Genomic DNA, 16,693 nt, shown 5'->3' with positions numbered 1-16,693 from the left:
AGAAATATCTGACAGTAGGTTAATAATCTAGGTAGTCCTAAAATGCTTTGGTGTACATTGCATCTGGCGTTTAAAAAAGATGTTGAAATTGGCCGGATATTCAAATCCGAGGCAATAAGCAATTTGTGCGATGTTCCATTCGGTATGTTTCAGCAGGGCTACAGCTTCTGTAGTTACCCTTCTCGAAATATGCTCGGAAGTAGTTTTGCCGGTAACTTCTTTTACGGCATGGTTTAAATGGTTTACATGCACCAGTAGCCTGCAGGCAAAATCGTGTGCTGTTTTTAATTCGAGTATTTGCTCGGTAGAGCCAATAGGAAACTGTCTTTCCAGTAATTCGATAAACAAGGCGGTTAGGCGTACCGAAGCGTTGTTTTGTTTCAGTAATTCGCCCTGTGGTTTAACTTTTAAAGCTTCGTGAACAATAAGTTGTACGTAATTTCTCAGTAAATCATATTTGTGGATGTAATCGCCATCCATCTCTTTCATCATTTTTAAGAAAATGTCGGTCAATACCACTTCCTGCTCGCCGCTGATATGTATAACCGGACTATCGTTAATGCGCCAGAGTAACGAATCGCGCAGGGTTTCGTTGCGGTTATGGATAAAATTTTCGGTAAAGAGGCAAAAGTAGCCTGCAGGTTTTGGCGAAGTGCTTTCCCAGGAGTAAGGTATATTGGGATTGGTAAATAATAACGCACGCCCCTTTATTTCAATCTCGGCATCGGGGTAATGCAATATCCCATTGCCAATAATTAAAGAAATTTTATAAAAGTCTCTGCGGCTAAAAACCGAAGGCACATTGGTACAAACCGTGGCTCGGTTAAAAACATTAAAGTGCCCGATGTCGTTAATCATCCCTAAGCTAGGCGTAGGAATTTCAGGACGGTTGATTTTTAGTTTATTGTAAAAATCCTCCAGGGTTTCGTTTTTCTGGAGGGTAGAAAGCTCCTGGTTTTTGGTTAACATACTATAAGTGCTTATATGGTAAAGTTATGGTTTAATCGCCATTCCTTCGTGCATTTCCTCTGTAGGTTCTGCAACTAATTTGTCACCTTCGGCCAAATCGCCAAATACCTCAATGCGGTCGTCGGTTTCGCGGCCTTTTTTTACCTCAACTTTTACTGCTTTATTGTCTTGCACTTTCAACACAAATAGACCTTCGCTGGTATCTAAAAGTGCTTTTTTGTTGATGATAAAAGTACTGGCATTGGCTGGTATCGGAATGTTTACCTCGGCCACCATGCCTGGTAACAATATTTTGCCGGCATTGGGTACATCCATCTCAATGCGTTCGGCACGCAGGCGTAAATCTAAAGCTCCCGATAAACGTTTTACTTTAGCTTTAAACGTTTGGCTGGGTAATGACTTTACTGTAAAACTGATTTCATCGCCAGCTTTCAGGTAACCGGTATAAATTTCAGGGATTGATACCGCTAAACGCAGGTTTTTCTGATCCTGTAAAGTGAAAATGGGTAAATCAGAACCTTTGCCCGATGGACCTACATAAGCACCTAAATTTACATTCCTGGCAGAAATAATACCACTAAACGGTGCACGGATGGTCAGGTAATCCTGTACAGAACCCACCTCTTTATAGGCTGCTTTTGCCGCCTCGAGCTGGGCCAGATCGGCATTCTTTTTTGCCATGGCCTGATCGAGATCGTTAGTAGAAATGGTACCCGGTGTTTTGCTGGTTTCGTACAGGCGGTTGTAATTTGCCCTGCTGGCCGTATAGATGGCTTCCTGGGGTTTTAAACGCGGTTGGCTGGCCGAAAGCTGCGAACTTAATTCCGGTGCCTCGAGGGGCATTAACAGCTGGCCTTTGCTTACCTCAGAACCCATATCTACCTTTAGTGTACGTACAAAACTGCTTACTTTGGCATATAAATCTACCTGCTGCATTGCAATTAATTCGCCCGGTAAGCTCAGCTTAGTAGACAATTTTTCTTTTTTAAGGTCGAATGTGGCAATAACAGGGGCTTGTTCTTTTTTTACTTCTCCCTTTGATTCGGCATGGCCACAACCATAAATAGCCGTGAGGAACAGGAAACCTGCACTTAATAAACCTGTTGAAAATAGCTTGATATTCATTTGTGATGATTTTATTCGTTTTCTTCTAAACCTTTAATGTAATGGATGCTGTCTTTATCTTCCGGATCGAGCGACATCGAATCGGTAGTTTGCTTGCCTTGTACCCAGGCAAAAACCAGTGGTAAAATAATAAGTACAGCAAACGTTGAAGCCAGCAAACCGCCAATTACCGCCCTGCCCAGTGGCGAAACTGCCCCGCCTCCTTCTCCATGGCCAATAGCCATTGGTAACATACCTGCAATCATGGCAATACTCGTCATGATGATGGGACGCAAACGTAAGGCTGCGGCTTCCCGCGCTGATTCGAGCGCATTGCCATTGTGTTTTCTCAACTGCTCGGCATTGGTAATTAGTAATACCGCATTGGCAATAGATACCCCCACCGACATGATGATACCCATGTACGACTGCAGATTTAGGGTAGAGCCTGTAAGCGTTAACAGCAATAAAGAACCTAAAATAACCGCAGGTACCGTAGCTAAAATTACCAGGGGCACTTTAAACGATTGGAAATTAGCGGCCAGCATTAAAAATATCACAACAATAGCCACAAACAGCCCCGATTGTAAACTATCCAGCGTATCGGTAAGTACTTTGCTCATGCCAATGGCAGCAACATTTAAACCTCTTGGCAGTTCGCCAACATCTTTGATCGCTTTTTCCACATCTTTGGTAGCTGTGCCCAAATCGGTATGGTAAAGGTTCGCAGTAACCGATAGGAAGGGCATAGCGCCAATATTATCGTTTTCGCCGGCAGTAGTATCGGGGGTAATCTTCGCTACATCGCTCAATACAGGTCTGGCTGAATTTTTTAATAAAGGTATTTCCCCAATATCATCTTTACTGGCCATCTGGTTTAAGGGCACCTGCACCTGAACGTTGTAAGGTAAAGCTGCTTTTTCATCCAGCCAGATATTTTTATCCGTATAACGCGATGATGAAGTAGAAGCAATCAGCGACCTCGAAATATCGGCCATATCTATCCCGATTTGCGCCGCGCGGGTTCTGTCGATTTCGATATTTAATGAAGGATATTTAATCGGTTGTGCAATCTGAACATCGCGCATGTAAGGGATTTCTTTCAGCTCGGCCACAATTTTATTGGCGTATTGCGCATTCAGCTTTTTGTTTTTGCCCGAAATGCGCACCTCTACCGGAGTAGGAGAGCCCTGACTCAATACTTTGTCAGTCAGTTCTATCGGTTCGAATGATAATTTAACATCCGGTAAAAGTTGTTTAATTTTTGCCCTGAACTGATCCTTAAAATCATCCATATCAGCTTCGTAATCTTTTAAGCTCACCTGAAATACAGCTTCGTGCGGACCCGCCATGAACTGATAAATCGGATTTACCGAAAACTGTGCAGGGTGTTGACCTACAAAAACTGACGAAATACTTACATGCTCTGCACCAACAGTTTTTTTAAGCTCAGCCAAAACTACGTTGGCTTTTTCTTCGGTACGCTCTAAACGCGTTCCGTCGGGTGCGCGCAAACGCAACTGGAACTGGCTTGAGTTAACGCGTGGTAAAACATCGCGGCCAATATTAAACAATAAAAGGGCGGCCAAACCGATAATAACCACCAGATAAGTTAGCACAACAGGTTTCTTGTATGGTAACAAGCGGTCCATAAAGCGCATGAAACGGTTACGGAAACGATCGAAAACCCCAATTTTACCATCGCCGCTAAAATCTTCTCGCTCCACCAGTACCCTTTTTTGGTTCAGGGTATCTTTTTCCGATTCGAGGGTAATACCGGTAGCTTTAAAGTCAGCTTCATCCTGCGTAATGCCCGGATGGTGTTCGTTGCCTTTTTTCGGGTGTGCAACCATCAGCCAGTTGGCCATAATGGGTACAAAAGTTTGCGAAAGTAAGAACGAAACAATCATCGAAAATCCAATAGCTAACGCCAGGGGTAAAAATAAAGCCCCCGGTATGCCCGACATGGTAAATGCAGGTGCAAATACGGCCAGGATGCAAAACAGGATCAGCAATTTAGGGAAAGCAATTTCTTTACAGGCATCCCAAATGGCCAGTGCCTTGGGTTTTCCCATATCAAAATGCTGGTGTATATTTTCAATCGTAACGGTCGATTCGTCTACCAGAATACCAATCGCTAAAGCCAGTCCGCTAAGCGTCATGATGTTGATGGTTTGTCCGAATAATTTCAGGAATAAAACTCCGGCAATAATGGATGTTGGAATGGTGAGGATTACAATGAGTGCTGCACGCTTATCGCCCAGGAACAGTAAAACCATTAAGCCTGTTAAAATTGCACCGATAGCCCCTTCACTAATCAGACTTTTTACGGCATTAATTACATAAACCGACTGATCGAACTCATACGAGAGCTTTACATCTTCGGGCAGGGTGCTCTGGATATTCGGTAAGTTTTTCTTTAAATTTTTAACTACGTCCCAGGTAGAGGCATCGCCTGATTTGGCAATACTTAAATACACCGAGCGTTTACCGTTAATTAAAGCATAACCGGCCACTAAATCGGCACCATCTTTAACTGTAGCCACATCGCGAAGCTGTAGATTCTGTACACTGCCTTTAAAGAGGGGGATGTTCTCAAAATCTTTAACTTTTTTGATGGTATAATTGGTCGGTGTAAGGTAGTTTTTATCTCCAATACGCACGTTTCCTGATGGAGCCGTTTGGTTATTGAGTCGGATCGCTTCAACCACCTGATCGACCGTAAGATTGTGCGAACGCAATAATGACGGGTTAACATTAATTTCTATTGTGCGCGGACTACCACCAAAAGGAGCCGGAGACAGCAAACCCGGAATAGACGAGAAGCTGGGGCGCACATAAGTGTTGGCCAGATCCTGCAGCTCGTTGTTGGTTCGGATGGGGCTGCTCAACACCAGCTGACCCACGGGAAGCGAAGAGGCATCGAAGCGGATTACGAAAGGCGGTTGCGAACCCGGCGGAAAAATAGCCTGTGCCCGCGTAGAGAGCGCGCTTAGCTCGGCCGCGGCCTGGGCCATATTGGTGCCTTCGTAATAGGTAAGTTTCATGAGCATTAAGCCCTGCGTATTCTTGGTTTCGATACTTTTGATACCGTTGGCAAAAAGCAGGATGTTAACATATTGCTTGCCGAAATAGGCCTCCATCTGATCTGGCGTATAACCACCAAAAGGGTGGGCAATATAAATTACGGGCAGGTTCATTTGTGGCAGGATATCAACCTTCACCTGGTTGATGGCTCCTATACCGAAAAAGAACAGCCCGGCAACTAAAACCAGTATGGAAATGGGTTTGCGAAGTGCGAAACGTATTAAATTCATGTATTGGGGCAGATTAAAATTCGTTGATAAATAGGTCGTAGTTGCCAAGTGCTGCCGATTTTAACAGCAAAGCCTGCCAAACATTGGTATAGGCAATATCGCGGTCGGTTTCGGCGCGGTTGAGTGTAAAAAGTGCCTGGGTTAAATCAACCAGTGTGGTTAAGCCATTTTTATATAAGGTGCTTTTTTGCAGGTAGGCATCCGAAGCAGCCTTTACTTGTACGGGTGCTTCGCGGTAATTGGCCATGGCATTGGTCAATTTGGTTTCTGCCAGTGCCAGCTGGGCTTTCAATTGCTGATCAACCAGATTATATTCTGCTTTTAAACCTTCGCTGATGTATGCCTGCGCACGAACCTGCGGTTGATTTTTGAGCAGGGTGGAAAGGTTCCATGTTATTCCTATGCCAATCAAATAGTTACCCCTGGTTGGATTGATCCCATCTACATAACTGGATGAAAAAGCCGTCTGATCTAAAGCATAACCCGGACTAAAACCCGAACCACGGCCCTGCATTACACCAAATAGGGAAAGGGTAGGGTAATAGAGTTTTCTGAAATAATTGGTTTGCTCTTCACTTACCGTGATCCGGTTTTGGTAAAACTTTAAAAGCGGGTGTGCACTGTTAATGCTATCACCAAGCAAATTGTTGGGGATGCGCGTAATGGATGCGGTATCTAAATCGTAACTGGTTGCTGTGAGCCCCATTAAAACGCCCAGCCGGTTGGCTTGTTCCTGTTCTAAATCTTTAGCTTTGGTTAAGGCAATTTTGGCATTCGAAACCTCGGCTTTGGCCAATGATGAATCTACCCCGGCAATCAACCCGTTTTTAGCCCTGATTATAGCCGTATTTTGAAAGGTAATGGCACGGTCTAAATTCTTTTGCTGCGATTTGGTTAAGCGTTGTGCAGCCAGTAAATTAAGGTAAGCTGCAGAAACGCGGATTTCCTGTTGAAATTTCTCCTGCTCCAGATCGTTTTTATCCCTGTTATAGGTAGCACTGGCAATTTTTATCCTGTCCTTAATTTTCCCGAAGGTAAAAAAGTCCCAGTTAATATTGGCCAGATAAAGTGCGCCAAAGGCAGCATTCCAGTTTTGCTTATCTAAGGCTGGCCCCGATGAAGCTGTACCCAAACCACCAAAACCAAACTGTGGTCCGTTTTGGCCGTTAATGGTGCCGTAATCTTGCTGTGCGCTCAGGCTAAAGTTAGGCAGGTATTCTCTTTTGGCTTGCTGGATAGTTGATTTGGATGCATTGGCATAACTATCTTTGGCTTTAATAGAGCCATAATTGGTTAAGGCCGTATTAACAGCCTGTTTTAAGCTGAGTGTTTGGGCATTTGCACCCGTGTACACATTAATAAACAGGAATAACGATAGTAGAAATAAAGATATACGATACATAGTGTATAATTTACACGGCAAATGTAAATTATGGTCACAATATCAAAGTATTCGGTTCAAATCAAAAATTATGCGAATCAAATAATAATCGAATTGTTACTGTAGGATTATTTTGGGATGATAAATTGCATAAAAATGGCATATTCCTTACAGATTGAGTTAACCTGCAAGGAATATGGGTGGGTATTAAGATTCTTCGGTATATTGTTTGAAATTATCTAAAATGGCTTGCCAGCCACCACGTTGCATTTCAACCGGGTTGGTGCCTTCCGGATCGAAAGTTTCGGTAACTCTGGTGCTTTCGCCCAGTGCATCAAAAATGATGCTCACTTCGCGACCATCGCCCAGCGTATATTCGATTTTTTTAAGGTGATCTACAGTGGTATAAGTTCCCCCGAAATCAAAGCTCATGCTGCCGTCTTTGGCTGCCATGGTGCTTTTAAACTGACCGCCAACTTTAAGGTCGTTATCGGCGTAGGGGGTATGCCAATCGGGCGAAGCAAAACTCCATTTGGTAATGTGTTCCGGATTGCTCCAAAATTCCCAAACTTTTTCTACAGGACTGTTTACTGTGGTTTCGATGGTGATTGCATTGTTTTTCATTTTTTTCTGGGTTTAAATTGTTAATCAAAGTTATTGTAACTTTTACAACCTCAAAAGTGCAATTGCGACAAATATAGGGGTGAAATACCCCTGCATTGATCAGACCGCTTAGTTACCATTAACCAAAAAGTAGGCAATACGGCAGGCATATCCCACTGATTTTTGGTTGTGATACTCACTAATGCGCACGCTTAATTTGTGCTCGCCACCGCCCAGTTCATCGCCAAGTAGCAGGTACCAGGGTAAATGCAAACTTGTACTCCATTGGCTAAACAAATCGATCGTTTTTTCATCTCCATTATCAATGCGGTAATGCAGCATGCCAGCATCAGGCCCCGATAGAACAGCAATCCCAACAGCATTGCCTTTAAAAATTAAATCGAAAGTACTGTTTCGGGTAGTGCTTTCGAGCACCGGGATATTTACAAAACCATCACGTGTACCTACGCCATCATTTGGTTTCCAGCTTTTGTTGATGTTAAATGTGTTTAAATTTTCGGCGGCAGTAACGTTAATATATTGTCCTTTTGTATAGGCAAACTTATCCAAAATTTTAGGCATGCCACCAGTAGCTTTCTTAGCGGTATTTTTCTGGTTTTCTTCCAGGAAGGTTTTAATGGTGTTAAAGTAAAGCTGTTGTCCGAAGGGCGAAGGATGGAGGTTTTTGAAATCGCCGGCCCAGGTAAATTCTTTGTTGGCAATGCGTTTATCTACTTCCAATGCCAGGTTAATAAAAGGCAGGTGGTAATATTCGGCTAAGTCGCTGTGTACTTTTACTTCTGTTGGTACCTTGCCTTTGTCGAAATCGTCGTTTTTATCTTCATCTGCAAAAGCCATCAATACAATATTGGTTTTCGCGTTTTTACTTAATGTATGTCTGATAATGCCTTCTAATGCGCGACGCTGTGTTTTTTCTGCAGTTTGGTTTACATGATCGTTAACCGCCGATTCGATAAACAGGAGGTCTATTTTTCCACTGTCCAGTACATCGCGCTGAAGGCGGAAACTATGCGGCAAACTACCCAGCGAGGGGATACCTGCATTGATAAATTTAAATTTGTTTTGCGGATAGGTTTTAGGCAGGTAATTGCAAACCAGTCCGCGCCAGCCTTCCATATTGGTAATCGATCCGCCTAAAAAAGCAACAGTTACAGGCTCGCTTTTTTGAAGTTTTTCAGCGAAATTGTTGCTGTAGCCATTAAAAGTAATGAAGTTGGCAGATTGCAGCTTATTTTGTGCAATGCTTTTAGTCATAATTGTGGTTACCAGCAGGGTAACACAAAGAAAAGAGGTCAGTTTCATTTTTGATTAGAATAAACCAAATGTAATAAAATTAACAATGACAAAGAATGTAGCTTAATTTTATAAATTTAGCATCATATTGTAACCTCATTAAAAAATAACGCATGAAAAATAGCTTTTTAGTAGCCATTTGTTTATTCCTGTTTACCTGTGTTGCTAACGCCGCCGAAGTAGATACTGCTTTAACCTATAGCAAATCGATGAAAAAAAATATCAAGGCAGTAGTTATAAAACCAGATAGTTATAAAAGTGGAAAATCGTTCCCGGTGGTTTACCTGTTACATGGGGCTGGAGGCAGTTATGCCGAATGGGTTAGAAAGGTGCCTGGAATTAAAAACCTGGCCGATCAGTATCAGTTTATTATTGTATGCCCCGATGGTAATGTAACCAGCTGGTATTTCGATAGCCCGGTAGATCCCGAATGGAGATATGAAACCTATGTGGCTACCGAGCTGGTAAGTTATATAGATGAGCACTATAAAACCATTGCAGAAAAGAAGGGCAGGGCCATAACCGGTTTAAGTATGGGCGGTCATGGTGCATTTTACCTGGCCATTAAGCATCAGGATGTGTATGGAGCAGTGGGGAGCATGAGTGGTGGTGTGGATATTAAACCCTTCCCGAACGGGTGGAATATTTCGAAAAGGTTGGGCAAGCAGGATGAGTTTCCGGAGCGCTGGAAACAGAATAGTGTAATTGATATGATTTATCTGATTAAGCTCGGGTCGCTGGCCATTGCATTTGAATGTGGCGTAGATGATTTTTTCTATAAAGCCAACATACGCCTGCACGATGAATTGTTGTACAACAACATTCCACACGATTTTACCACCAGGCCCGGCGTACACAATTGGGATTACTGGGCAAATGCAATTAAATTTCAAAGTGTTTTTTTAAGTAATTATTTTAACCAGAAACCCTAAACCAGTTATTGGCTGCCGATTTAAATGTTTTGTTGTTGATAAACAGTGCTTTATCAGTTGTTTTGCCCGTGGAAATGCTCGTTCGTGGTCTAAATCATACGTTTTGAATTAAAATTGATACATGATTTACCCAAAAAATTAACTTTTAGATTACATGAAAAATACAGACTTACCATATTTTTGGCCGTTCGCGTAATCTTATTTATAAAGCGGGAAACAAAGATTTAAAACAAAAATGAAATACTTAGTCAAAGAAATAAGTGAGGGAAACTGCGATATCACTTTATTGCCGGAAAACTTAAATGACCGAAATCTTTTAGCCGAAACAGCCAAACACGTTCAGGGCGATTATCAGGAAGCTATTCAAACACATTATGAGCACGCATTAAAAAACGAAGTTCACAACAGTGCAGCTTTTGTTTCGTTAAACAACGAGCAAAGCAATTATCCGAAAAGAGTAAATGTAAATTACCAGATCATTTTAAGTTAAGTAACTTAATTTGTTGGAAAAAGGCTTTCTTTAATGATGAAGAAAGCCTTTTTTGTTTTTAAATCATAACTAAGGTAAGGGAAGTACCTGTCCGTTTACCTGAAAATCGTTAAGTCCTACCAGTAAATTGCCGCTGGTTGCCGTAGCACCATAAGCGTATAATCTGAAAGTTACTGGCGTATTAATATTCGTAAGTGCAGCTGCATTAAACGATATGAGCGTAGGCGTGGTAGTGCCGCTGATGCTAACAGGAGCCGAAATGTTACTGGCATAATTATCTACACTGGAGCGAAGCACAAACTTATTGGGATGTGTAGTGCTGCCGCGAAGCACTGTAAACTTAATATCGCCAAAATTAAAATAGTAGCCACTTTTTGGTTCTAAACGGAACTCGTAATATTCAGTAAGATCGAGCGCAGTTGGCGTGCTTGCCGACGATGCATTGGCCCAGCCACCCAACAAATAACGCCCGCTTGGGCCAGGCGTACTGCCCGACATACCCGATGCGGCGAGTGTAGTCCGCGAAAAATCAGACCAGGGGGTACCTACCACATTATCGGCAGGGTTTGGTGCCGGACTTGTACTGTTTACATATACAATGTTTTGCGGCGCCAGGTACTTAATATATGGATGCTGGTAAACATTACTGGTGTTATTGTAATTCGAAGGGAGGCTAGCATCACCAGCTTTGGTATAAGCGCCATCTAAATAAGCAGGGTTGGCATCAGGAATACTGTTTCCCCAAATCAGGCCAGTACTGGCAGGAGGGTAGTTCAGATTAATAATGCGGAGATCATCGTGATAAACAATACGGGTAAGGTTGGGCGGTACTACGTAAACACCCCATTTAACATAACCAACGTTTCCGCTGCCTACGTCACCTGTAAAAGTAATGGCATTATTCCTTTCATTTGCCAAAGTAAAATCTGTTTGCCCTGGTAATTTCATGTAAATCTTCATCGAACCGGTTGCAGTAGTTGCCCATTTCACATCTACCCTGAAATGAATCCACTGGTTTACCGATGGACGTATATCGTTAAGGATATCTACAACTGTTTTGGTATTATCCATATTGCCATAAACCACGCGCATTGCATTTCTTTGCGTGCGGATCTGCAACGGAACGGCTTCACCTCCCGACATTTTTAACTGAAAAATATTGGTTTCGTTAATGGGGTCGCCGGTATTCCAGGCTGTCCAGTCTTTTAACAATACACTAAACTCATATCTTCTTTCCTCGCCTGGCAAATAACAGCTTGAAGGTACGTTGTTGCTTGCTGCTTCGCTACGCCAGTTGCCATCAGAGTAGTAGGTAGAGTCGCCATAGGTTACTTTGTGGGCAATGGCATAATTTCCAGTAGCACCGGGCGAAAGGATATAGGCTGCATCGGCCGCTGTAGCATTAGTAGCCGTTAGTCCTGTAATACCCGAGTTAAGTGTACCACTTTCGTAATTGATGTTTAAAATGGTATCGCCATAAGCATAGCTCGTAGGGGTGGTACCACTCATTTTGGTGATGGCTTTGAAGGTTACTGCAGGTTGTTCGCTTTCTCTTTCAATTTTACTGCAGGAGCTTGCTAAAAGTAATACAGCAATAGCCATATACTTTTGGAAGTAAATTGGTTTTTTGTTCATGTGGTTTTTTTGGTTAGAATTTAGGTTGATTAATCTCTTTAGGTCATATCGAAATGTTTTTGAAAAAAAAGAGGTAATGTTTTTTGCATTACCTCTTTCTGATTATTGGTTTAGTGTGGCTTTTATTTCGTTTTTTTTGCCATTGATGGTTAAAGTGATATTGATGTTGCCTTTTTCGAAATCGTTGCCATCGTTTGTTTTGATGCTGATTTCAGGAGTCTTTGCACCATCAAATGGATATAGGATACTGATGAAAGATGCCATCTCGTTTCCTGTTTTGGCTTTTTCGAATACAAATGCGGGGCGATCTAATTCTTTTCCGTAGCTGTATGATACTTTACCAGCTTCCTCTGTTAAGGTTATTTCATCTTTGTTCAGGTTCTGAATAAGCAGGTTATTGCCATCTGTATAGCTTGTGTACACCCGTTTGGCGGCTTTATCGTAAACCAGTTTGCTATCCTCCTTTAATTGAAAATGCGTACCCAGCTTGCCTGTAGCATTACCTATGGCTTTATCAATAATTGAGAAATATTTTTGATCTATAAAAAGTACGCTGCGCTGGTGGCTTAAATTTTTGTAGCTGGGGTTGGTATAGGTTAGGATGTCTAAATTTTTACCAGTTTGCCATTTTTGCTGCTGCGCTTTAGTAATCACCATGTTTTCGTTGTTCAACGTTAGGGTACTGTGTACGCGTGTTTGGCGATACCAGGCGCGTTTTTCTTTGAGTATGCCTTCGCCATTGTACACAAAGCTGCCCGCATCAGGCGTAAAATTGCGGCCATTAGCCCATAATTCAAAAGTGCCGTTATCGGGTTGTGCATGAAACTCGCCCGGAGGACTCGCTTTCAGCATCAGTATGGTAGCGGTACTATCCCATCCGTTGCGAAAAGTATAAAAGCCAGCGGTAGTTAGTGCGTTTGATAGCCAATCAGGTTTTTTACCTTCCCTGCGGTCGGAAGCAAAGTATTTAATAAACGGATTTTGCGGAAAAGCAGCCGACCACGAATTGTATTGCTTCAGCCTGAATTCTTTTTCGCGCAACCAGGAGTCGCCATACATAGGTTGGTTATAGTTGGGAAAAGTAATGTTGATAAAGGCCATAGCCATTTTTTCGATGGTTTGCTGGTAGCTTGCCGGAAATTCTTTATCTATTCCTGCCTTTTTAGCATCACGCAGGGCATTTACAAAAATATCGATGGTAGCGGCATGGTAAACAGGCGAAAGCTCCCATTGCACGCCATCGGGATAAACCTGCTTTTTTATTTCTTCTACCAGTACATCGATGCCACGTTTGCGCCAGATAGGAGCATCTTTATATTCTGGAAAAAAACCGCCTGCCAGTAAACTTCGTTGCGCTTCAAACAGGCGATGATTCCCCTCGGCTGCATAATGTTTTACCAGATAATCGGCCTGTTGGTAATAGCCATTTAAAAACTGCATCAAAAACTCAGGGGTAAAATTGGGCGAATATAAAAACAAGCTAAAGGCATTGGCCATACTTTGTATGCGTGCCGATACTTCTAAAGGTCGCCATACGTAACTGTCGGTTTCTGCAGAAAGGCCAACCGGGTTTTTCTTTCCCCAATCTAAAAATTGAAGCATCCATTCTTTAGTATAAGCTTCGTTACCGCTGCCGCGATACGCTAAGCCCATAGCCAGCCACCAGTTTAAGCGGTGCAGCTGAAACCGAAATTCATGATCTTTTACCGGCCACAGTTGCCAGTTGATGTCTTTACCAAAATCGAAGTATCCGTTAGCTTCCTGTGGTTTAAACCGGTGTTGAAGGGCATTGTCGGCTACAGAAATGGTAATGCTATCGGGCTTGCCCAAATTAATGGTTTGTGCATCGCTGCCCAAATCGGGTGTTTTAAATTTTTCGAGCCTGCGAAAATAGGTAAGCAGGGCAGCGGCGGCTGTATTATAGTTGCTGGCATTTACAGCTGCTTTTACCTGCTCTAAGCCCTGATAGTCCAGGTTAATGACCTTAAAACTATCTTTGTGAATGGTTTGCTGTGCTTTTATTATCGAAGTTTGCACCAATAGCAGGCACAGTGCAAATGTTATTTTTAAATGCATGTATAAGGTGTTTAGATTAACTTGGAAAAAGACTAGGAATCTTAATTTATTTCAGCGGTAGCTTAATGATCCTGATGTCATCATGGTAAGCAATCCGGGTACTATTGGCCGGAACGATGTACAAGCCCCATTTTATGTAGCCAATTTGCCCGCTAGCGCCACTGCTATTGTAGGTAAGGTAGTTTGTCTTGTTGTCTTTAAGGGTATAATCGCTTTCGCCGGGCAGTTTCATATAAGTTTTCATATATCCTGTAGCGGTGGTTTGCCAGCCAACATCTACCCTAAAATGAATCCACTTATTTACGTATTGCTGCATGTTACTTATTACGCTAACGTTGGGCTGGCTATTGGCAATGGCAAAACGCAATACCATGGCGTTTCGTGTTGTTCTTATTTGAAGGGGTACTTCTCCGGCACTTAACTTTAACTGAAAAAGATTGGTTTCTGTAGCATCTGAAGGATTAAGTGTCCAGTCTTTTAAGTACACGCTAAATTCATATCTACGTTCATCGCCCGGAAAAAACCTGGCATTCTGTAGGGCAATGGCATCACTTTCGCTACGCCAGTTTCCATCCGAATAATAACCGTTGTCGCCATGAACTATTTTATGGGCAATGGCATAATTGCCTGATGCCCCAGGCGATACCATGAATGCAGCTTCTGCAGCAGTAGCATGTGTGGCTGTTACTCCTGTAATGCCTGAGCTGCTTGTACCGTTTTCGTAAGTAACATTAAGCAAGGTATCGTTTACTGCTGTTGCTTTTACCTCAGGTTTTCCTTTATCTGGTTCTTGCGGAGCAACTGCAGTACTTTTTTTACCGCAAGAAACCAAAATCATTAACATGACTAAAAAGGCACATTTGGCGATTAAAAGGTGAAAGTTTTTCATAAGATAGCTGTTTGTTTAACATTAAGGGTTAGTTAACATCGTTTTTATATCGCTTTTTTTTCCATCAATGGTAATGGTCAAATCAACAATTCCCTTTTCGAAATTGTTAGCTGGATTTTCGATCAGGCTGACTTTAGGACTTACAGTGCCACTAAACGGTAGTAAAATACTGATGAAATTTTGTGTTTTTCCGTCTGTTTTTTGTTTTTCGAATGCCAGTGCAGGACGTTTAAATTCTTTGCGGTATTCATAAGAAACTTTGCTTTCTTCTGCTGTTAAGGCAGTTTTATCCTTGTTCAGCGATTGGATAAGCAGGTTATTGCCATCTGCAAAGGTGGTATAAACCAGATTTTTGTTTTGATCGTAAACTGGTTTACTATCTTCTTTTAAATGAAAACGGACAGCTAATTTACCTGTTGCGGTTCCAATGGCCTTGTCGATAATTAAAAAATACTTTCCTGCTACAAACAGTACGCTGCGTTGGTGGTTTAAGTCGGTATAGCTGGGGTTGGTATAGGTAAAAACGTCAAGATCTTTGCTATTGCTTAGCTTTTCAAGCTTCGCTTTGGTAATTACCATATTTTTATCATCTATGGTTAGTGTATTGTGCATTTTGGTAGCCCGGTATGCTTCGCGAAGCTTATTAATTTCAGCATCTCCACTGTACACATAGGCACCTGCATCGGGCATAAAATTTCTACCCTTTATCCACAGTTCAAAAGTGCCGTTATCGGGTTGCGCATGAAACTCTCCCGGAGGACTTGCCTTCAATACCATAACTGTCGAATTCGCATCCCATCCGTTTCTAAAAGTATAAAAACCGGCATCAGTTAATCCCATGGATAGATAGGCAGGAAGTTTACCCCTTTTGCCCTCACTTGCGAAATACTGGATTATCTCATTGTTTGGGAATGCTTCTGCCCAGGTTTTGTATTGTTTTAGTATAGCGCTTTTTTCAGTTAACCAGGCATCACCAAACATGGGGAAAGTATAATCAGGAAAAGAGAAATTGATGGTAGCCAGTACCATTTTTTCGACCGTATGCTTATAACTTTCAGGAAATTCTTTTTCCAAACCAGCTTTCTGAGCGGCTTGTAAGCCAGCCAGAAAAGTATTAATCATGGCAATGTGGTAGCCTGGTGCCAGTTCCCATTGCATTCCATCGGCGTAAACCTGTTTTTTAATTTCGGTGTTCAAAATTTCTACGCCACTTTTTCGCCATGCTGCAGCTGCTTTTAATTCAGGGAAAAATGCTCCCGCTCCCAATTCACGCTGGGCTTCAAACAACCTGTGATTGCCTTCATCGGCATATCGGGTTGGTAAAACCTGTGCCTGCTGATTGTACGATTGCAAAAACTCGAGCAAAAAGGCAGGCGTAAAATTAGGCGATGTTATAAATATGCTGTAAGCAGAAGGAATGCTGTTTAAACGTTCTGAAATTTCGAGCGCACGCCATGCATAGCGATCATTATCTGCCGAAAGTCCCAAAGGATTTTTCTTTACCCAATCTCTAAATTCGTACACCCATTCTTTCGCATATGCCTCGTTACCACTGCTGCGGTAAGCCAAAGCCATGGCATTCCACCAACCTACACGGTGCAGCTGCCAGCGAACCTCGTTGTCTTTAACCGGCCACAATTGCCAGTTAATATCTTTACCATAGTCAAAAAAGCCATAACCTTTGTGCGGCTGGAATTTGTGTGCCAGGCTATTGTCGGCTTTTTCCTGATTGGCAGTACCTATTGATTTGCCTGCGTAAGCGCTGTTGTTGGTGCTTACATCGGCACGTTTGCGGTAGTATTGCAGCAAGGCTTCGGCTGCTGCATCATATTTTTTTGCTGCAAAAGCTTGTTTTGCTTTTTCAAGCCCCGGATATTCCAGGTTAATGATATCAAAACTGGCTGCAGTTACTGGTGTTTCCTGTGCCTGGCTTAAAGCGGCAGTAAGGATATAGCAGCAGAATAGGATTAGTTTTCTCATCAT

At 42.4% G+C, this 16,693-nt stretch carries 12 protein-coding genes; 2 read left to right on the top strand and 10 right to left on the bottom strand.

The window, feature by feature from the left end:
- Positions 1–27: 27 nt before the first annotated feature.
- The 6 genes from HWV58_RS20120 to HWV58_RS20095 all read right to left on the bottom strand — a co-directional run bounded on the left by HWV58_RS20120 (position 28) and on the right by HWV58_RS20095 (position 8,697).
- Positions 28–969, bottom strand: a complete 942-nt coding sequence (locus HWV58_RS20120; RefSeq protein WP_175635805.1) for a helix-turn-helix domain-containing protein — start codon at positions 967–969, stop codon at positions 28–30.
- 24 nt (positions 970–993) lie between these two features.
- The gene (locus HWV58_RS20115; protein ID WP_175635804.1) at positions 994–2,094 is read right to left on the bottom strand and encodes an efflux RND transporter periplasmic adaptor subunit; all 1,101 of its coding nucleotides are present in this window, start codon (positions 2,092–2,094) and stop codon (positions 994–996) included.
- Between the two features lie 11 nt (positions 2,095–2,105).
- Positions 2,106–5,390, bottom strand: coding sequence for an efflux RND transporter permease subunit (locus tag HWV58_RS20110; RefSeq protein WP_175635803.1), 3,285 nt, complete (start codon positions 5,388–5,390; stop codon positions 2,106–2,108).
- Positions 5,391–5,403: 13 nt separating this feature from the next.
- The gene (locus tag HWV58_RS20105; protein WP_175635802.1) at positions 5,404–6,792 is read right to left on the bottom strand and encodes a TolC family protein; all 1,389 of its coding nucleotides are present in this window, start codon (positions 6,790–6,792) and stop codon (positions 5,404–5,406) included.
- Between the two features lie 186 nt (positions 6,793–6,978).
- The gene (locus HWV58_RS20100) at positions 6,979–7,395 is read right to left on the bottom strand and encodes an SRPBCC family protein (RefSeq protein ID WP_175635801.1); all 417 of its coding nucleotides are present in this window, start codon (positions 7,393–7,395) and stop codon (positions 6,979–6,981) included.
- A gap of 108 nt (positions 7,396–7,503) precedes the next feature.
- Complete coding sequence (locus HWV58_RS20095; protein ID WP_175635800.1) at positions 7,504–8,697, bottom strand: SGNH/GDSL hydrolase family protein; 1,194 nt, start codon at positions 8,695–8,697, stop codon at positions 7,504–7,506.
- Positions 8,698–8,801: 104 nt separating this feature from the next.
- Between HWV58_RS20095 and HWV58_RS20090 the strand changes: the two genes are divergently transcribed.
- Both HWV58_RS20090 and HWV58_RS20085 read left to right on the top strand, forming a co-directional pair.
- Positions 8,802–9,620: an alpha/beta hydrolase gene (locus HWV58_RS20090; protein ID WP_175635799.1), complete on the top strand. Its 819-nt coding sequence runs from the start codon at positions 8,802–8,804 to the stop codon at positions 9,618–9,620.
- A gap of 235 nt (positions 9,621–9,855) precedes the next feature.
- The gene (locus HWV58_RS20085) at positions 9,856–10,110 is read left to right on the top strand and encodes a hypothetical protein (protein WP_175635798.1); all 255 of its coding nucleotides are present in this window, start codon (positions 9,856–9,858) and stop codon (positions 10,108–10,110) included.
- A gap of 69 nt (positions 10,111–10,179) precedes the next feature.
- On the opposite strand, the gene HWV58_RS20080 is transcribed toward HWV58_RS20085, so the two are convergent.
- The 4 genes from HWV58_RS20080 to hepC (HWV58_RS20065) form a co-directional block, all read right to left on the bottom strand.
- A complete protein-coding gene (locus tag HWV58_RS20080) occupies positions 10,180–11,745 on the bottom strand; it encodes a heparin lyase I family protein (RefSeq protein ID WP_175635797.1) in 1,566 nt (521 codons plus the stop codon).
- 102 nt (positions 11,746–11,847) lie between these two features.
- Positions 11,848–13,821, bottom strand: coding sequence for a heparin-sulfate lyase HepC (hepC, locus tag HWV58_RS20075; RefSeq protein WP_175635796.1), 1,974 nt, complete (start codon positions 13,819–13,821; stop codon positions 11,848–11,850).
- Positions 13,822–13,867: 46 nt separating this feature from the next.
- Positions 13,868–14,710: a heparin lyase I family protein gene (locus HWV58_RS20070; protein ID WP_175635795.1), complete on the bottom strand. Its 843-nt coding sequence runs from the start codon at positions 14,708–14,710 to the stop codon at positions 13,868–13,870.
- Positions 14,711–14,731: 21 nt separating this feature from the next.
- Complete coding sequence (gene hepC, locus HWV58_RS20065; RefSeq protein ID WP_235972780.1) at positions 14,732–16,693, bottom strand: heparin-sulfate lyase HepC; 1,962 nt, start codon at positions 16,691–16,693, stop codon at positions 14,732–14,734.

Source organism: Pedobacter ghigonis, from assembly GCF_903166585.1.
Lineage (GTDB): Bacteria > Bacteroidota > Bacteroidia > Sphingobacteriales > Sphingobacteriaceae > Pedobacter > Pedobacter ghigonis.
This window is presented reverse-complemented; position numbering and strand designations above follow the sequence as displayed.